Origin of the sequence: Sphingobium sp. CFD-1 (assembly GCF_024611115.1) — a bacterium.
GTDB lineage: Bacteria > Pseudomonadota > Alphaproteobacteria > Sphingomonadales > Sphingomonadaceae > Sphingobium > Sphingobium baderi_A.
Map to the genome: position 1 here is coordinate 3025138 of NZ_CP084398.1, position 17090 is coordinate 3042227.

Genomic DNA, 17090 nt, shown 5'->3' on the forward strand with positions numbered 1-17090 from the left:
CTAACCATTCACATTCCGATAAGTGTGGCCAGATAAAGCGATACCTTCGGGGCCAATTTTTTGCACGCATCGGCGCGCTTTTCCAGCGACGCCGATGTTCGAACAGGTTGACGCTGCATGAGGCATGTTTTCCATTCCCCGCTGAACCCGGCAACGGGCGATGCGGCGCGGATGGACCGGTCCGGCATAATGCCCGGCCATGCCGATGCAGCAGACGCACATAATTTCCTTCAAAACCGGACGATGCAGCAATCCGCGCCGCTGGCGACGCCCATGCTGCCGTCCCTTCACTATCGCGTGGCGGCCCGGCCCTCAGCCGCAGGCCGCCGACGCCGGAGACTCATAAATGACAATGCGTATGCTGATCGATGCGCGCCACCGGGAAGAAACCCGGGTCGCGGTCGTCAAGGGAAACCGGATCGAGGAGTTTGACTTCGAATCCGCCGAGCACAAGCAGCTCAAGGGCAATATCTATCTCGCCAAAGTCACCCGCGTAGAGCCCTCGCTCCAGGCGGCGTTCGTGGATTATGGCGGCAACCGCCATGGCTTCCTCGCCTTTTCGGAAATCCATCCTGACTATTACCAGATCCCGCGCGAAGACCGCGAGGCACTGCTGCGCGAGGAACGCGCCCATGCGGAGGAAGAGGCCGCGCTGCGCGCCGAGGTCGATGACGATGAAGAGGGGCTGACCGGCGAAGACGGCGTGGAGGTCATCGTCGCTACCCATCATGAAGATGATGAAGGTGGCGAGGATGCCGAAACTGACGAAGGCGGCGACAAGCCTGCGCGCCGTGGGCGCGGCAGGGGCCGGGGCGGCGACGAGGCCGCCGACGAGCTGCGCCGCAAGCGCATGGCGCTGCGCCGCCGCTACAAGATCCAGGACGTCATCAAACGCCGCCAGGTACTGCTGGTGCAGGTCGTCAAGGAGGAGCGCGGCAACAAGGGCGCGGCGCTGACCACCTATCTGAGCCTTGCGGGCCGCTATTGCGTGCTGATGCCCAACACCAGCCATGGCGGCGGCATTTCGCGCAAAATTTCCAATGCCGCGGACCGCAAGCGGCTCAAGACGATCATCGCCGACATGGCGCTGCCCTCCACCATGGGCTGCATCGTCCGCACCGCAGGCCTTCAGCGCACCAAGACGGAGATCAAGCGCGACTTCGACTATCTGGCGCGCCTGTGGGACGAAATTCGCGAAAATACGCTGAATTCCGCCGCACCCGCATTGATCCACAATGATAGCGACCTCATCAAACGAGCGATCCGCGATATCTACAACAAGGATATCGAAGAAGTCATCGTCGAGGGCGAGCATGGCTATAAGGCCGCCAAGGATTTCATGAAGCTGCTGATGCCCAGCCATGCCCGGCGGGTGAAGCAATATGCCGATGCCGTGTCGCTGTTCCAGCGGGCCAGTGTCGAAGACCAGCTCGCAGCCATGTATAACCCGGTCGTGCAACTCAAGTCCGGCGGCTATCTGGTCATCAACCCGACCGAGGCGCTGGTGTCGATCGACATCAACTCGGGCCGTTCGACCCGCGAGCATGGCATCGAGCAGACCGCCGTCGCCACCAATCTGGAAGCGGCACGGGAAATCGCGCGGCAGCTTCGCCTGCGCGACATGGCTGGCCTGGTCGTTATCGACTTCATCGACATGGAGATGAACTCCAACATTCGCAAGGTCGAGAAGGCGATGAAGGAGGCGTTGAAGGACGATCGCGCCCGCATCCAGGTCGGCCGCATCTCGGGCTTTGGCTTGATGGAGATGAGCCGCCAGCGGCTACGCACCGGCGTACTGGAAGCATCGACCCGCCAATGCCCGCATTGCGAAGGCACCGGGCTGGTGCGGACCGCTTCGTCGGCGGGGCTTTCCGCGCTGCGTATGCTGGAAGAGGAAGCGGCGCGCGGTCGCGGCAGCATCGTCACGCTGCGCGCAAGCCAGGAAGCAGCCTTCTACGTCCTCAACAACAAGCGGCGTGAACTCGATGAGATCGAGCAGCGCTATGGCGTCACCATCGTCATCCTGCCCGATGGCGAAGTGGAAGGCGCGCGCATGTCGGTGGAGGCCAGCGGCCCCCGTCCCGAGCGCGTCGTGAGCTATGCGCCGCTCGCCGAAGAGGAAGATGACCTCGACGTGATTGAGGAGGAGGAAGAAGAATCCGAGGAGGAAGAAACTTCCTCCGAGCGTGAGGAACGCGGCGAGGAACGCGAAGGCGGCCGTCGCCGTCGTCGCCGTCGTCGTCGCCGGGGTGGTCCGCGTGACGAACAGGATAGCCAGGCCGCTGCCGATGGGAGCGAAGAAGCAGAAGGCGAAGCGGACGTGGATGCCGACGCTGGCGAAGACATTGCCGAAGCAGCCGCAGGCGAAGGAGCCGACGAAGGCGAAGCGGGCCGCAAGCGTGGCCGCCGTGGTCGCCGGGGCGGTCGTCGTCGGCGCGAGGCTGGCGAAGCGGAGGCTGGTGACGCTGCGAGCGAAACCGCCGAAGCGGTGGAACCAGCCGAAAATGCCCCCGAAGCGGAACCTGTGGTCGCGCCGGAAGCGGCAGCCGCTGTAGAGCCCGTCGCGGAGGAAGCGCCCAAGACACGCCGCCGTCCCCGCGCTCGCAAGGTGAAGGAAGCCGTAGCTGAACCGGCTGCGACGGAAAATGCCGAGCCGGTCGCGCAAGCGCCTGTCGAGGAGCCTGTCACCGAAGCGGCTCCGGCCAAGCCCAAGCGCACCCGCCGCAAGAAGCCTGCCGCGAGCGATGCCGAAACGGCTGATACCGTGATCGTGGCGGAAGCCCCTGCGGTGGAGACAGAAGCCGAAGCAAAGCCCAAGCCCAAGCGCACCCGCCGCAAGAAGGCGGATGCCGCCGTCGAGGAAATCGCTGCCGAGGTTGCGCCGGAAGCGGCTGCAGAAGTGATCGAACCGATTGCCGCGCAAGCAGCGCCCGAAACGGTGGAGGCTTCGGTCGAGGGCGCGGAAACCGCCGAAGGGGAAGAGGAAAACGGCTCGCCCCGGCGCGGTTGGTGGCAGCGCACCTTCGGCCAATAAGCTCTATTGCCTGGTTTGAACAACGCCGTCCCGTGCCCGGCCCACGCCGGAACGGGGCGGCGTTTCCATTTGCTCAAAGCGCGGCTTCATTGTGTATTCAGCGGCGCCATGGCAGAGTGACGCCGATGCCTGCCTCCCTTGCCCTCGCCCGGTCGCGCATCATGACGGGCCGATGCCTTCGCTTCCTCGCCATTCTTCTGGCATCCTTCGCGCTGCTCGCGCGGCCTGCGCTGGCGCAGCAGATCCTGCGCGACGCGGAAACCGAAGCCTTCATGGCCGACATGTCCGGTCCGCTGGTCAAGGCAGCGGGGATGGAACCCCGCAATGTGCAGGTCTTCGTCATCAATGATCCAGAGATCAACGCTTTCGTCGCGGGCGGGCAATATGTCTGGGTGCATAGCGGCCTCATCGCGCAGGCCGATAACGTGAACCAGTTGCAGGGCGTCGTCGCACACGAACTGGGCCATATCGAGGGTGGACATATCATCCGCTCGGCCGAAGGGATGAAGGAAGCGACCGGCATCACGCTGCTCAGTCTGGTATTGGGCGCGGCGGCCATCGCGGCGGGCGGCGCGGAAGCGGGCATGGGCATATTGGGCGCCGGGCAACAGGCGGCGATGGGCAAATTCCTCGCCTTTTCCCGCGCGCAGGAAAGCTCCGCCGACTTGGCGGGCGCGCGTTATCTGAGCAAGGCCGGGGTTTCGGGCAAGGGCAGCCTCGAATTCTTCAAGAAGCTGCAAAACCTGGAATATCGCCTCGCCATCCCGCAGGAGGACAGCTATGGACGCACGCACCCCTTGTCGGGCGAGCGCATCAATGTGCTGCGCGAGGTCTATACTGTCGATCCGGCCTGGGACAAGCCGGTCGATCCCCAGTTGGAAGCGCGGTTCGAACGGATCAAGGCAAAGCTGATCGGCTTCGTATCCGAACCCACCCAGACGCTCCGAAAATATCCCGAAAGCGACCAGACTATCCCCGCCCATTATGCACGGGCCTATGCCTGGCACAAAAGTGCCTATCCGCAAAAGGCGCTGGCGGAAGCGGATGCGCTGCTCGCCGCCATGCCGCACGATCCCTATTTTCTGGAACTCAAAGGCCAGATCCTGCTCGAAAGCGGCAAGCCCGCCGATGCCATCGCGCCCCTGCGCGAGGCAGTGAAGCTGACCAACCAGCCCCTCATCTCCACGCTGCTGGGCCATGCATTGATCGCGACGGAAGATGACGCCAATTTCGCCGAGGCCGAGCAGGTGCTACGCAATGCCGTGGCGCGCGACCGCGAAAACCCCTTCGCCTGGTATCAGTTGGGCGTCGTCTATGAGCGACGCGGGGATACCGCGCGCGCGGCGCTGGCGACGGCGGAACGCTATTCGATGATGGGGCAGGACGCGATGGCGATGCGAAGCGCCGACGCCGCCCTGCAGGGATTAAAGCCCGGCACTGTTGACTATCTGCGCGCACAGGATATCGCCATGGTATCGCGCGCCGCGGTGGAGCAACAACGGAAGAAAAAATGACGGACTCCAACCGGCCGGGTTTCCGCGCGGCCCTTTCCAACAGGACCATGCAGATGACTCTTGGCGCTTTCGCCTTTATTGCCGCCGCCGCAGGCACCGCGCTTGCCATGCAGGCAGGAAACAGCGTGAATGCAGGCGATAAGACCGCGATCGAGCAGATCGTGCATGACTATATTCTCGAACATCCCGAAATCATCCCGCAGGCGATCGAGAAATTGCAGTCGAAGCGGATGGAAAGCACCATCGAATCAAGCCGCAGCGCTCTCGAAACGCCCTATGCGGGCGCATGGGAAGGCGCGGCCAAGGGCGATGTCACGATCGTCGAATTTTTCGACTATGCCTGCGGCTATTGCCGGGCTTCCCTGCCCGATCTCGCCAAGCTGGTCAGCCAGGACCGGAATCTGAAGGTCGTCTATCGCGAACTGCCGATTCTCTCTGAGGAGAGCAGCGATGCGGCCAAGGTATCGCTGTTGGCGGCGGAACGCGGACAATATATGCCCTTTCACCGCGCGCTTTACGATGCAGGCCGGGTAACGCGAGATACAATTCTGGCCTCCGCCGCCAAGGTCGGGATCGGCAAGGCCGACGCCGAAGCCGCCATCGCGTCGAAAAAATATGATGCCGAAATCGCCTCCAACATCGCGCTCGCCCAGAAATTGCAGGCCAGCGGCACACCGACCTTCGTGATCGGCAATCAGGTGCTGAACGGCGCGGTGGGACATGAGGCGCTCAAGGAAGCGGTGAGCGCGGCGCGGGGGAAGTGAAGCGCGATACGGTTTTTCATCGCGAAACATCCGCCATTTCCTGACGCGCGCAAAGCGAAACCAGGCACCTTCCGCCATTGACTTCACCGGGCCTTTTGCCTATCGGCACCCCCCTGACATGCGGTCGCCAACCGGCGGCCCTTTTTTGTCACGCCCGATTCTCTATTTGTTTTTGAGGAATGAACGATGAAGCGCACCTTTCAGCCGAGCAATCTGGTTCGGAAGCGCCGTCACGGTTTCCGCGCCCGCATGGCGACTCCCGGCGGCCGCAACGTGATCCGCGCGCGCCGTTCGCGCGGCCGCAAGAGCCTGAGCGCCTGAGCCAAGCGACGCGCGAATCTGTGCCGGACCGAGGGCCTGCCGTAATAGGCAGGCGCGCGGATTTTCTGGCAGCGAATCGCGGCAAGCGCGCGCCCATGCCAGGCTTCGTCCTGTTGGTGCGCGAACGCGGTGATGGCAATCCGGCGATGCGCTATGGCATCACGGTCACCAAGAAGATTGGCGGCGCTGTCGTCCGGAACCGGATGAAGCGCCGTTTTCGCGTTCTCGCGCGGGAACTCCTGCCCGTTCATGGCGTGTCGGGGGCCGACCATGTGCTGATCGGCCGCGCGGACGGCGTGGAGCGCGATTTCATGAAACTGCGGCAGGAACTGGAAAAGGCCCTGCAGAAAATCCGTCGCGCGGATTCGCAGGCAGGCGCGCCACCTTCCCGACATCGGCGCGACAGCAAGAGCAAGCCCTCTGCTCCCGAACAGCGCAAGGCAGGCCGGTGATCTCCCGCATCCTCATCCTGATCGCGCGCGGCTGGCAGCTTGGCCCTTCGCGGGTTTTGCCACCTTCCTGCCGCTATGCGCCTTCCTGTTCGGAATATGCGATTCAAGCTATCGGCAAATATGGCCCGATCAAGGGTAGCTGGCTGGCGGCGAAGCGGCTAATGCGGTGCCACCCGTGGGGTGGATCGGGCTATGACCCGGTTCCCTGACTCATCAGAATAACGATTACGGCGGAGCCGAGATAAGTGGACGACAAGAAGAACATTGTGCTGGCGGTTATCCTGACCGCGCTGATCCTGTTCGGCTGGCCCTATATCGCCAATCATTTCTTCCCGGCGGCCAACCCGCCCGCAACCAAAGTGGAAAGCGGCAAGCAAGTCCCCGCACCGCAACCGGGCGCCGATCCAGCGGCGGATTCGCCGAGCGCGATCCGCGACCGCGCGCTGGTGCTGAAGGAAGGCCCGCGCATTGCAATCCGAACCCCCAAGCTGACCGGCTCCATCAACCTCAAGGGCGCGCGCATCGACGATATCGTGCTGCCGACCTACAGCGAGACGATCTCCAGGGATTCACCCGCCATCCGACTGTTTTCGCCCAGCGGCACGCAGGACGCCTTCTTCGCGGGCTTCGGCTGGCAGGGCGAAGGCGTCAAGACGCCGGATAACAACACGCTCTGGACGGCGGACGATACGGAATTGACGCCGACCAGCCCGGTCACCCTGCGCTGGAACAATGGTGCGGGCCAGACATTCGAAATCCGCTATTCGGTCGATCAGAATTACATGATTACCGCGCAGCAGAAAGTATCGAACAGCGGCGCGGGCGCCATTGGCGTCAAAAGCTATGGCTATGTCAGCCGAACCGGTATTCCTCATGATCCCGACACCTGGACCATCCATATCGGCCCGATGGGCGTGTTCAACGGCGCGGCCAATTATGACGTGAACTACAAGGATCTGGACAAGGGTCCGTCGACCCAGAGCTTCCAGTCGACCGGCGGCTGGCTGGGCTTTACCGACAAATATTGGCTCTCCGCGCTCGTTCCCGACCAGAAGGAAGCCTTTGCAGGCCAGTTCCGCAAAGGCGCGGGCACGCAATATCAGGCCGACTACAGCTTGCCCCCTGTGATGCTCGCCCCGGGCAAGGCGATCACCCAGACCGCACGCCTGTTCGTGGGCGCCAAGGAAGTGAAGACGCTGGAAGCCTATCAGGACGCGGGGATTCCGCTGTTCGACCGGGCGATCGACTGGGGCTGGTTCTACTGGTTCGAAAAGCCGATCTTCGCCCTGCTCCACTGGCTGTTCCAGCATATCGGCAATTTCGGCGTGGCGATCATCTGCCTGACCTTCGTGGTCCGGGCGCTGATGTTCCCCGTCGCCCAGCGCCAGTTCGCCAGCATGGCCGCGATGCGCGCCGTGCAGCCCAAGATGAAGGCGTTGCAGGAACGCTACAAGGACGACAAGCCCAAGCTCCAGCAGGAGATGATGGAGCTTTACAAGCGCGAGAAGGTCAATCCGCTGGCCGGCTGTCTGCCGATCTTCATCCAGATTCCGATCTTCTTCGCGCTCTACAAGGTGTTGCAGCTCACCATCGAAATGCGGCACCAGCCCTTCGTCCTGTGGATCAAGGATCTGTCCGCGCCCGACCCGCTGCATATCCTCAATCTGTTCGGCCTGCTGCCCTTCACGCCTCCGGCTTTCCTGGGAATCGGCGTTCTGGCGTTGCTGCTGGGCATCAGCATGTTCTTCCAGTTCAAGCTGAACCCGGCGCAGATGGACCCGATGCAGCAGCAGATATTCGCGATCATGCCATGGGTGATGATGTTCATCATGGCGCCTTTCGCGGCGGGTCTGCTGGTCTACTGGATCACCAACAACTGCCTGTCGATGGCGCAGCAATGGTGGCTCTACAAACGTCACCCACAGCTGAGCACGGCGGAAGCGAAATAGGCCGCCCTTGTGAACCAACCCGTGACCGAACAGGAACAAAGCGAACTGATCGAGGAAGCCCGCAAGGTCTTTGCCGGGCCGATCGCCTTCCTCAAATCCGCGCCGGACCTTAAATTCCTGCCCGACATGGCGGTGAACGAGGTGGCTTTCGCGGGTCGGTCCAATGTCGGCAAGTCGTCGCTGCTTAATGCGCTGACCGGGCGCAACAGCCTCGCCCGGACGTCCAATACGCCGGGGCGGACGCAGGAACTCAATTTCTTCGACGTGGGAGAGCCGCTGCGCTTCCGGCTCGTCGATATGCCAGGCTATGGCTATGCGCGCGCGCCCAAGGACATGGTGCGAAAGTGGCGGTTCCTGGTGAACGACTACCTGCGCGGGCGGGCGAAGCTGAAGCGCACGCTGGTGCTGATCGACAGCCGCCATGGCGTCAAGGAGGTAGATACCGACATATTGGACATGCTGGACGCGGCCGCGGTCAGCTATCGCATCGTTCTCACCAAGGCGGACAAGGTGAAGGCCAGCCATCTGGCCGAGGTGATGGAAAAGACCGCGCAGGCCATCCGCAGGCGCCCCGCCGCCCATCCCGAAATCATCGCCACGTCGAGCGAAAAGGGCATGGGACTGCCCGAACTGCGCGCGGCGGTGCTGGAAAGCGTCACCCAGGGATAAGGAGCCGGTCGCATGAGCGATGATGATTATATCTATGACGAAGCTAGCGGTGAATGGATCAGCGCGACAGACGCGGCGGCGCAACAGGGTGCAAGCGATGTCGTGGAAGTGCGCGATGCGGTCGGCAATCTACTGGCCGATGGGGATCAGGTGACGCTCATCAAGGATCTGACGGTCAAGGGCGCGGGCCAGACGCTGAAACGCGGCACGCTCATCAAGTCAATCCGGCTGACCGGTGACTCCCAGGAAATCGATTGCCGCTATGAAGGCATAAAGGGACTGGTGCTGCGCGCGGAGTTCGTCCGCAAGCGTTAGGCATAGGTCAAAACAGGCTGAGCTGCGCTCCGCCCCTGAGCGGCCAACGCCCCAGTTCCTCATGATGCGTGCGGCCGACATGGCTGCAAATCAGCACGAAATCCTCCACGCGCCAGCCAAAGCCTTCGATGCGGCGCTGTCCCGCCGCCCCGTCGCGATAGAAGAGCGTTTGGTGCGGACTGAAGCTCCATTCGCCACGCAGAGCCACGCCGGCATCGCGCGTGGCGCGCATGAGGTCGCGTTGCAGGGCCTTCAAGGGCTGTACGGCGCAGGACGGGCGCAGCGCCACCGACCGGTTGGCGAAGCTCAGATGATCGAGCCGCAAGTCGAACGGGTCCGCCATGACGGTCGCGCCCACCTGCAACAAGCGGCCAGACACCCAATCAGGATAGGCCTCATAATCCTCCGTGATGACAAGCGTCATATGTTGATGCTCGACATGAATGCGGGAAGCCTCCCCCGCCAGACCTTCCGCGAAACGATCGACCTGACGTGCAAGCATGAGCGGCGGCTTGAGTGCAAAGAACAGCCGATAAAGCGAGGCTCTGCCAACTTGACGCTGCACCGTTGTCACTCCGACTCACATCGTAAATGTTTATGATATGTTCTTTGCATTTCCGTGGCGAGAGCGGTTTGGTCACGTATCGAAAACAAATGAGATTCAGGCCTTACGCGGCTTTCCGAAAGCTACACGCAATTCGTCCTTGGCCTGCTCCAATATCCGGCGCTGGTGCGCGTCCAGCTCCTCCCCCGCGCGGTTAATGTAGAAAGTCAGCATGGACATGGCCGAACGGAACGGTCCGCTCTTGCGGTGGCGGCTGGCCTCCGCCGAGCGTTTGAGGGAGGCTGCGATCTCATGAGGATCATGCAAGGTGAAAACATCAGGCTCCAGATCGAGCGCATCGCTCTCTTCAGTCACTTTCTGCGACCATTTGCGGGTTTTCGCCATCTGTCCATCCTCCGGTCTGCATGGTGGTTGAAGATCAGATGATAACGGCGCTTACGGCAAAAGGTTCGCCCGCCAGGGGCAGGAGGCGATTGTCTTTCGGTCGCGCGCCCTTACTGTACGGCCAACCCAAGTAATAAACGAGCAAGAGAGAGCGATGGCGCGGCACATTCCATGGATCCTGATCGCGATTGTGGGGGCCGTGGCGCTGGCCGTGGTCGCAGTATCGCGGGGCGAGGCGGTGAACGCGCTGTGGATCGTGGTGGCGGCGGTCAGCAGTTTCCTCGTCGCCTATCGCTATTATGCGCTCTACATCGCGCGGCATGTGATGCGGCTCGATCCGGCGCAGCCGACGCCGGCAATCCGCCGGGCCGACGGCATGGATTATGTCGCGACCGACCGCACCGTGCTCTTCGGACATCATTTCGCGGCCATCGCGGGCGCGGGGCCGTTGGTGGGACCGGTGCTGGCGGCGCAGATGGGCTATTTGCCCGGAACGCTGTGGATCATCGCGGGCGTCGTGCTGGCAGGTGCGGTACAGGACTTCATGGTCCTCTTCATCTCCATGCGTCGCGACGGCAGGTCGCTGGGCGAACTCATCCGCATGGAAATGGGGCAGGTCGCGGGGACCATCGCCCTGTTCGGCGCGTTCATGATCATGGTCATCATTCTGGCCGTGCTGGCGCTGATTGTGGTCAAGGCGCTGGCGGAAAGCCCCTGGGGCATGTTCACGGTCGCGGCGACGGTGCCGCTCGCGATCTTCATGGGCGTCTATACCCGCTGGATCAGGCCGGGACGCATCGGCGAAGTGTCGGTGTTGGGGCTGGTCGGGCTGCTGACGGCCATTGTCTATGGCCAGAGCATTGCCCAGTCGCCTTTCTGGGGTCCGGCCTTCACCTTCACACCGGTGCAATTGTGCTGGATATTGATCGGCTATGGCGCGGTGGCGTCCGTGCTGCCGGTCTGGCTATTGCTGGCGCCGCGCGACTATCTGTCGACCTTCCTCAAGATCGGAGCGATCGCCGCGCTGGCCATCGGCATCGTCATCATGGCGCCGCCGCTCAAAATGCATGCGGTCACGCAGTTCGTGGACGGCGGGGGACCGGTCTGGTCGGGCGGGCTGTTTCCTTTCCTGTTCATCACCATCGCCTGCGGAGCGGTGTCGGGCTTTCATGCGCTGATCGCCAGCGGCACGACGCCAAAGCTGATCGCCAGCGAAGGCGACGCGCGGATCATCGGCTATGGCGCGATGCTGATGGAGGCGTTTGTCGCGATCATGGCGCTGGTGGGTGCGTCGATCCTCGATCCGGGCATCTATTTCACGATGAACAGCCCCGCCGCCGTCATCGGCACGGATGCTGCGAGCGCGGCGGCGGCCGTAACGAGCATGGGCTTCCCGATCTCATCGGACCTTATTCTCCAGACCGCGAAGGATGTGGGCGAACATAGCATCATATCCCGCGCGGGCGGCGCACCGACGCTGGCGGTGGCGATGGCGGAAATCTTTTCCCATGTCGTCGGCGGTCCCGCGATGAAGGCCTTCTGGTATCATTTCGCGATCCTGTTCGAAGCGCTGTTCATCCTGACCGCCGTGGATGCGGGGACGCGCGCGGGACGCTTCATGCTGCAGGATCTGATCGCGCTGGCGGTGCCAGGTTTCAAGGATACGACCAGTCCCATCCCCGGTTTCGTCGCTACCGGGCTGTGCGTCGCCGCGTGGGGCTTTTTCCTGCATCAGGGCGTCACCGATCCGCTGGGCGGGGTGAATACGCTCTGGCCGGTGTTCGGCATTTCCAACCAGATGCTGGCGGCCATCGCGCTGATGCTGGCGACGGCGGTGCTGTTCCGCATGAAGCGGGACCGCTATGCTTGGGTGACGATGGCGCCGACGGCGTGGCTGCTGATCTGCACCGTGAGCGCGGGGTGGCTGAAACTGTTTTCTGCTGACGCCAAGGTCGGCTTCCTCGCTCATGCCGCGAAATTTTCCGAAGCCGCCGGGCGGGGCGAAGTGCTGGCGCCCGCCACATCGATGGCGGAAATGGAGAAGATCGTCTTCAACGACCGGATCGACGCCGCACTGTGCGCGATCTTCCTGGCGGTGGTGCTCTCCCTCCTGTTCTTCACCATCCGCACCTGCCTCGCCGCGCGGCGGACGGATCGCCCCACGGCGCAGGAAATCCCGGCGGCAATGGCGGCGGCGGAATGAGCGCCTTCCTCACCCGCCTGCGGCAGATCGCGCGCGCCATGGTCGGCGCACCGGATTACGACGCCTATCTGCGCCATATGCGCGAACATCATCCCGGCACATCGCCGCTGAGCGAGACGCAATTGTTCCGCGAACGGCAGGAGGCGCGCTATGGCGGTAAAAATGGCGGGAAATGCTGTTAGCATTTTTCAGACGATCAATGGCGCTGAACCATGGGCCAGCGCAGCTAAAAGCCGCAATCAAAAAGCGGTTCAGCGGTTGGCGTTAAATCCAGCGATCATGCCCGCCGCGATGGAAAGAGCGATCTCCGCCGCGCCGACCGCGCCGATGTCCATACCGGCGGGACCATCTATTCGCGCCAGATCCTCTTCCGCAAAGCCCATGGCGGAAAGGCGCTTCAGCCGGGCGGCGTGGCTTTTGCGCGACCCCAGCGCCGCGATATAGCCAGTCGGCGCGCGCAGAGCGGCGGTCAGGGCGGGATCGTCGATCTTGATGTCATGGCTGAGCGTCACCACAGCGGTGGATTGACCCGGATGATGAGCCGCGACGGCATCGTCAGGCCAGCGATCGTCGAGCGCAACGCCTGGAAAACGCTCCTCCATCAGGAAACGGCCACGCGGGTCGATAACGATCGGCGTCACCCCGATGGCCTGCGCCAACGCGCTCAGGGACTGGGCGATCTGCACCGCCCCGACGATCAACAAGCGCCGGGGCGGATCGTAGCGGTTGATGAACTGCCCTTCGACTGTCCCTTCCACCGTGAGCCCGCTTTGCAAATCGGTCGATAGGATGAGCGGCCGGCCCAGCGCACTGGCGGCCGCGATCCGGTCGAACAGGCCGGGCGGGAAACCCTCCACCGAGACAGGCTGCACCAGCACGCCGATTTCTCCACCGCAGGGCAGGCCAGCCGACCAGGCGTCGCCGTCCGTCACGCCATAGCTTTGCAAATGCCCCGGACGCCCGGCCAGTACCTCCGCCGCGCGCTGGAGCACATCGGCCTCCACGCAGCCGCCCGAAACGCTGCCTTCAAAGCGGCCGTCCCCATGCACGATCATATGGCTGCCGCGCGGGCGCGGCGCCGAGCCCCAGGTCGACACCACCGTCGCCAGCGCCAGCGGTGCCCCCCCCCATTCCATCGCCTTGCGGATCACCGCTTCATTATCGATCATCGTTCGAAATTACCTCTGATGGCATCAGATAGGGAAGATCGGGCGATCAGACCAGCCTGCGCCCGGTCCACACCACACGGCCCACTATATCGACCAGCGCCGGATCGATATCGATCCAGTCGGGATAATGTACATTGTCGCTGAGCACGCTGATCGCGCCCCGGCGCGGCCCCAGCGCCACCCGCTTCACCATCAGCACGCCGTCGAGCCGCAGCACATAGACACCGTCGCGCAGCCTCTCAACGCCGTCATCATGATCGACCATGATCTCATCCCCATCGCTGAGCGTGGGCGCCATCGATTCGCCATCGACGCGAATAATGGAAACGCGCTGCGGCCGGACGCCGATATGGCGTAGCCAGTTGGCGTCGAACGCCATGACGCCTGCCGCCCTTTCATCCTCGTCCAACGTCCCTGCACCCGCTGAGGCCCCCAGCGCCAGACGCGGCACGGTGACAATGGCCGGGATGGAACGGGAACGCGCCGATGGCCCGGGAGAAGGCGAGACCCGACCACCCAGCATCTCCTCCGAAATGCCGAAATAACGCGCCAGAATATGGCGGTCCTCCTCATCCAGCTTGCGCGGCGTTCCGCGCTTTATGAACTGCTGGATATAGGCCGGGTTGCGTTTGAGCAGGCGCGACAGGTCGGCATAATTCTCTCCCCGCTCGGCAATCAGCCGATCCAGCACAATCCTGGGATCTTCTCCATTACCGATCATGTTGCATCCATAATGAAAGGAATTTTCCTAGACAAGTAGGAAATCGTTTTAGAGATAGGAATAACCCTATCGACTTGCAGTGGGCGAGTCGGCCCCGAGAGGAGAATGAAAACCGATGATTCTGCGCGCGATCGAAAAATTCCTGCGTGAACATGACATTGCGCCAACCCGTTTCGGGCGTGAATGCGCGCGCGATCCTCGGTTGGTCTTCGACCTGCGGAGGGGCCGCGAACCGGGCCAGCGGGTGACGCAAAGAATAGAACATTTCATGAACACATATCGCAGGAGTGTCGGCCTGTGACAAGTGTGGATCATGGCTTCACAAGCCGGAACTTGGTCCGAAATCAAGCAATAGGAAATCGCTCAGGCGATCCTCTACCGCGCCTGTTGACGCAATTGTTGGAACGGGCGGGAACGGGCTCGACCGTCCTGCACGCGACCAGCCGCCCCTGGGCAAGCGCCCTGTTTCAGGGACGACGGCATATCATCGTTCTTGCGCTGGAAGGGGTGGATGCTTCCACCCGAGCCGACCGCTTCGCAGATGGCATCGAAGAAGCGCAATGGAATCTCAATCGGCATTTCGTCGCGGACATCACCATAGACGATCAACGGCCAACGGATAACGGCGTCCAGATAGAACTAGCCGCCCTAACGATCGAGGATTGGTAAAAGGGAGTGGCGGGTCGCTCGATGCGGTGAACGATCGGATTGGATCGGTCACCGCATCAAGGATCTTTCGCTTTCCGCAAGCGGTCGGCTCGAGTCGATTGCAGAATGTTCAGCGCGCCCGCCCGGCCATCATCCGCAATGTGCCAAGCGCGTCGCGCAGCGCCGCGTCGACATCTTCCACCACGGCATCGCGCACAGGCACGGCGGCAGCGACGGGCATGTCTGCGATGACCTGATGCGATCCGGCGCTCGCCTGCCTGACGCGCGCGCGTCCCGCCAGTCCACGCTCCAGCCGCGCCGTCAGTTCCGCGATCGAAAGCCGCTCTGCGGAAGAAACCACGCTGGCCTCCGCCGGATAGAAAGTCGCTGGTTCATCCCCCGCATCGGAGATGATGGGATCGACCTCTCTACAAATGGCGGCTTCAACCGCTTCTTCGGCGAAGTCCGGTTCCTCTTTCAGGACTACGCCGGAAAGAGGCAAGCCAACACTCGACTGGAGCAATTCCTCGTCCGACAGGGGTTCCGGCGCGTTTGGCAATGTCAGGCCGACCGGCGAAGCCGCTTCCTCGGCGAATGCTTCGGCTTCACCTTCCGTTTCGGAGTACCGCGCAAGTCCGGTCCGCCCGAAAATGTCGAGACCATCAAAGTCGCGGCTGGCAAAGATCGGCGCGCGGGCGGGCGCATCCGGATGCGCGTCCGCGCGGCGCAGCGCCGGCTGGCCGAATCGATCCGAAGGATGCTCCCGCCTCCGCGCGAAAGCTGTCAGCCTGGACAATGCAAAACCCATTTTACCTGCTCCCCGGACGCCATCGTGGCGCCCTCCATGTTCCAAAGCCAAAAGCCGCCCTTCGCGGCGCATAGCTCCCATGATTCCCATCGCCATCAACGCCGCGAACAGCGTCAGCGCCAGCCGCGCCTTCATGCCCAGAGGCGGCGCGGCGGCAGGCAGAATTTCCGAAACGCCGGTAGACGCGATCAGCGTTTCCACCAGCCCAACCGGCATCGACAGCATGGCAAGCGCCGCGCCGGCACCGGCCAGCAACACCATCGCCACGGCTTTATTCCGATTCCTGCGCCGTCCCATTTTCAGCACCTTCCGTTCATGCCGCCGCCCGCGCATCGGATGCGGCGGATGCCAGCAGGCCCCGATAGACAGGTTCATAGCGCAGGATGTTTGACGCCCAGTTGCGTTCGCCCTCCACAAAGGCACGCGCGGTCGCACGCCGTTCATCCCAGAACTGCCGGTCGGCAAACATGCCGGCCAGCGCGGTGGCGATAGCTGCCGGATCGTCGGGCGCGAACAGGGTGCCGGTGACGCCATCCTCGATCAATTCGCGATGACCGCCGACGCTGGACGCGGCGACAAGCCTGCCCTGTGCCATGGCTTCCAGCGGCTTGAGGGGGGTCACCAGATCGGTAAGCCGCATCGCCTTTCGCGGATAGGCAAGAACATCGATCTGTGCATAGTAATCCTCGACCTGTGCATGCGGCACACGGCCCACGAACAGGATGTGATCGGCAAAGGGCGATGCCATTGCCCGGTCCCGCAGCGCCTGTTCGCAAGGCCCTCCCCCTACAAGCAGCAGTTTCGCCCTGGGCCGCGCCCGCACGAGACGGGGCATGGCGGCGATCAGGTCGTCCAGCCCTTCATAATCATAGAAGCTGCCGATGAAGCCAACGACATCCGCGCCCTCCAGACCCAGCTTCCCGGTCAGGGCGGGATCGCGGGCAACGGGCGCGCCAAACTGGTCCATGTCGACGCCATTGGGCGAAACGATGATCTTTCGTGCATCGATCCCGCGCGCGATCAGGTCCGACCGCAGCCCTTCGCAGATCACGGCGACCGCGTCGGCGTTTCGCACTGCATGGGTTTCGAGTTGGCGGGTCAGCCAATAGCGGGGGCTGCCTTCGGTGCCGGTGCCATTGCCGACCGCGGCATCCTCCCAGAAGGCGCGAATCTCGTAAACGAAAGGGATGCCGTGCCGCCGTGCGATTCGCTGGGCCGCGATGGCGTTGAGCACGGGCGAATGGGCGTGAATGATGTCCGGGCGCCATTGCCTGACCAACGCATCGATCGCATCGGCATGGGCGGCAATGTCCCGCCATTCGCGCAGCAGGGCATTACCGGTCGCGGCCTCACCGGGCGTCCGGTGAAAATGCAGCCCATCCACGATTTCCTGTAATGGCCCCGGCGCGCCATGGCGGTGGCCGGTGATTCCCCGCACGTCCCAGCCCTTGCCCATCTGCGCCCGCAAAATGGCGCGGGTGCGGAACGTATAACCGCTTTGCAACGGCAAGCTGTGGTCGAGCACATGAAGAATACGCGTCGTCATGGCCATTTCTCTGCCAGAAATTGTTTAA

19 protein-coding genes are annotated in these 17090 nt (G+C 62.9%); 13 read left to right on the top strand and 6 right to left on the bottom strand.

Annotation, left to right across the window (positions count from 1 at the left end; translation table 11 throughout):
* Window positions 1-346: 346 nt before the first annotated feature.
* The 9 genes from LDB26_RS15245 to LDB26_RS15285 all read left to right on the top strand — a co-directional run bounded on the left by LDB26_RS15245 (window position 347) and on the right by LDB26_RS15285 (window position 9018).
* On the top strand, window positions 347-3034 hold the full coding sequence (locus tag LDB26_RS15245; RefSeq protein ID WP_257539074.1) for a ribonuclease E/G: 2688 nt from the start codon (window positions 347-349) through the stop codon (window positions 3032-3034).
* 161 nt (window positions 3035-3195) lie between these two features.
* Window positions 3196-4548, top strand: a complete 1353-nt coding sequence (locus tag LDB26_RS15250; RefSeq protein ID WP_257542154.1) for a M48 family metalloprotease — start codon at window positions 3196-3198, stop codon at window positions 4546-4548.
* A complete protein-coding gene (locus LDB26_RS15255; RefSeq protein ID WP_257539075.1) occupies window positions 4545-5312 on the top strand; it encodes a DsbA family protein in 768 nt (255 codons plus the stop codon). Before LDB26_RS15250 ends, LDB26_RS15255 begins: the two co-directional genes overlap by 4 nt.
* Before the next feature lie 186 nt (window positions 5313-5498).
* Complete coding sequence (rpmH, locus tag LDB26_RS15260) at window positions 5499-5633, top strand: 50S ribosomal protein L34 (protein ID WP_021317369.1); 135 nt, start codon at window positions 5499-5501, stop codon at window positions 5631-5633.
* Window positions 5634-5677: 44 nt separating this feature from the next.
* On the top strand, window positions 5678-6085 hold the full coding sequence (gene rnpA / locus LDB26_RS15265) for a ribonuclease P protein component (protein ID WP_062068208.1): 408 nt from the start codon (window positions 5678-5680) through the stop codon (window positions 6083-6085).
* Complete coding sequence (gene yidD, locus LDB26_RS15270; protein ID WP_062060722.1) at window positions 6082-6294, top strand: membrane protein insertion efficiency factor YidD; 213 nt, start codon at window positions 6082-6084, stop codon at window positions 6292-6294. The genes rnpA and yidD overlap by 4 nt, the downstream gene beginning before the upstream one ends.
* A 36-nt stretch (window positions 6295-6330) precedes the next feature.
* Window positions 6331-8034: a membrane protein insertase YidC gene (yidC, locus tag LDB26_RS15275; protein ID WP_062060724.1), complete on the top strand. Its 1704-nt coding sequence runs from the start codon at window positions 6331-6333 to the stop codon at window positions 8032-8034.
* A gap of 21 nt (window positions 8035-8055) precedes the next feature.
* On the top strand, window positions 8056-8703 hold the full coding sequence (yihA, locus tag LDB26_RS15280) for a ribosome biogenesis GTP-binding protein YihA/YsxC (protein ID WP_257539076.1): 648 nt from the start codon (window positions 8056-8058) through the stop codon (window positions 8701-8703).
* A gap of 12 nt (window positions 8704-8715) precedes the next feature.
* Window positions 8716-9018: an alkylphosphonate utilization protein gene (locus LDB26_RS15285; RefSeq protein WP_257539077.1), complete on the top strand. Its 303-nt coding sequence runs from the start codon at window positions 8716-8718 to the stop codon at window positions 9016-9018.
* A gap of 7 nt (window positions 9019-9025) precedes the next feature.
* On the opposite strand, the gene LDB26_RS15290 is transcribed toward LDB26_RS15285, so the two are convergent.
* Both LDB26_RS15290 and LDB26_RS15295 read right to left on the bottom strand, forming a co-directional pair.
* Entirely contained in the window at window positions 9026-9583 is a 558-nt protein-coding gene (locus LDB26_RS15290) for a 2'-5' RNA ligase family protein (protein WP_257539078.1), read from the bottom strand.
* A 96-nt stretch (window positions 9584-9679) separates the two neighbouring features.
* Complete coding sequence (locus tag LDB26_RS15295; RefSeq protein WP_257539079.1) at window positions 9680-9967, bottom strand: DUF3175 domain-containing protein; 288 nt, start codon at window positions 9965-9967, stop codon at window positions 9680-9682.
* Between the two features lie 154 nt (window positions 9968-10121).
* On the opposite strand from LDB26_RS15295, the gene LDB26_RS15300 reads away from it, so the two are divergent.
* Both LDB26_RS15300 and LDB26_RS15305 read left to right on the top strand, forming a co-directional pair.
* A complete protein-coding gene (locus tag LDB26_RS15300; RefSeq protein ID WP_257539080.1) occupies window positions 10122-12170 on the top strand; it encodes a carbon starvation CstA family protein in 2049 nt (682 codons plus the stop codon).
* Complete coding sequence (locus LDB26_RS15305; protein WP_062060739.1) at window positions 12167-12352, top strand: YbdD/YjiX family protein; 186 nt, start codon at window positions 12167-12169, stop codon at window positions 12350-12352. Before LDB26_RS15300 ends, LDB26_RS15305 begins: the two co-directional genes overlap by 4 nt.
* A gap of 69 nt (window positions 12353-12421) precedes the next feature.
* On the opposite strand, the gene LDB26_RS15310 is transcribed toward LDB26_RS15305, so the two are convergent.
* Window positions 12422-13339, bottom strand: a complete 918-nt coding sequence (locus tag LDB26_RS15310; RefSeq protein WP_062060742.1) for an XdhC family protein — start codon at window positions 13337-13339, stop codon at window positions 12422-12424.
* A gap of 46 nt (window positions 13340-13385) precedes the next feature.
* Window positions 13386-14060, bottom strand: coding sequence for a S24 family peptidase (locus tag LDB26_RS15315; RefSeq protein WP_062060744.1), 675 nt, complete (start codon window positions 14058-14060; stop codon window positions 13386-13388).
* Between the two features lie 115 nt (window positions 14061-14175).
* On the opposite strand from LDB26_RS15315, the gene LDB26_RS15320 reads away from it, so the two are divergent.
* Window positions 14176-14361 (top strand): hypothetical protein, encoded by a 186-nt coding sequence (locus LDB26_RS15320; protein ID WP_062060747.1) that lies wholly within the window; start codon window positions 14176-14178, stop codon window positions 14359-14361.
* An 86-nt stretch (window positions 14362-14447) separates the two neighbouring features.
* Complete coding sequence (locus LDB26_RS15325; RefSeq protein ID WP_306812036.1) at window positions 14448-14729, top strand: hypothetical protein; 282 nt, start codon at window positions 14448-14450, stop codon at window positions 14727-14729.
* Between the two features lie 109 nt (window positions 14730-14838).
* Here the strand turns inward: LDB26_RS15325 and LDB26_RS15330 are convergent, their stop codons facing one another.
* Window positions 14839-15777 (bottom strand): hypothetical protein, encoded by a 939-nt coding sequence (locus LDB26_RS15330; protein WP_257542156.1) that lies wholly within the window; start codon window positions 15775-15777, stop codon window positions 14839-14841.
* Between the two features lie 52 nt (window positions 15778-15829).
* Window positions 15830-17062, bottom strand: coding sequence for a TIGR04063 family PEP-CTERM/XrtA system glycosyltransferase (locus tag LDB26_RS15335; RefSeq protein WP_062068214.1), 1233 nt, complete (start codon window positions 17060-17062; stop codon window positions 15830-15832).
* Between the last annotated feature and the right edge of the window lie 28 nt (window positions 17063-17090).

What these genes read in the sequence shown, in the direction of transcription:
- LDB26_RS15245 (WP_257539074.1), top strand. Translation starts at nt 347, where the DNA reads ATGACAATGCGTATGCTGATCGATGCGCGCCACCGGGAAGAAACCCGG.
- LDB26_RS15250 (WP_257542154.1), top strand. Translation starts at nt 3,196, where the DNA reads ATGACGGGCCGATGCCTTCGCTTCCTCGCCATTCTTCTGGCATCCTTC.
- LDB26_RS15255 (WP_257539075.1), top strand. Translation starts at nt 4,545, where the DNA reads ATGACGGACTCCAACCGGCCGGGTTTCCGCGCGGCCCTTTCCAACAGG.
- rpmH (WP_021317369.1), top strand. Translation starts at nt 5,499, where the DNA reads ATGAAGCGCACCTTTCAGCCGAGCAATCTGGTTCGGAAGCGCCGTCAC.
- LDB26_RS15285 (WP_257539077.1), top strand. Translation starts at nt 8,716, where the DNA reads ATGAGCGATGATGATTATATCTATGACGAAGCTAGCGGTGAATGGATC.
- LDB26_RS15295 (WP_257539079.1), bottom strand. Translation starts at nt 9,967, where the DNA reads ATGGCGAAAACCCGCAAATGGTCGCAGAAAGTGACTGAAGAGAGCGAT.
- LDB26_RS15300 (WP_257539080.1), top strand. Translation starts at nt 10,122, where the DNA reads ATGGCGCGGCACATTCCATGGATCCTGATCGCGATTGTGGGGGCCGTG.
- LDB26_RS15305 (WP_062060739.1), top strand. Translation starts at nt 12,167, where the DNA reads ATGAGCGCCTTCCTCACCCGCCTGCGGCAGATCGCGCGCGCCATGGTC.
- LDB26_RS15310 (WP_062060742.1), bottom strand. Translation starts at nt 13,339, where the DNA reads ATGATCGATAATGAAGCGGTGATCCGCAAGGCGATGGAATGGGGGGGG.
- LDB26_RS15315 (WP_062060744.1), bottom strand. Translation starts at nt 14,060, where the DNA reads ATGATCGGTAATGGAGAAGATCCCAGGATTGTGCTGGATCGGCTGATT.
- LDB26_RS15320 (WP_062060747.1), top strand. Translation starts at nt 14,176, where the DNA reads ATGATTCTGCGCGCGATCGAAAAATTCCTGCGTGAACATGACATTGCG.
- LDB26_RS15330 (WP_257542156.1), bottom strand. Translation starts at nt 15,777, where the DNA reads ATGGTGTTGCTGGCCGGTGCCGGCGCGGCGCTTGCCATGCTGTCGATG.
- LDB26_RS15335 (WP_062068214.1), bottom strand. Translation starts at nt 17,062, where the DNA reads ATGACGACGCGTATTCTTCATGTGCTCGACCACAGCTTGCCGTTGCAA.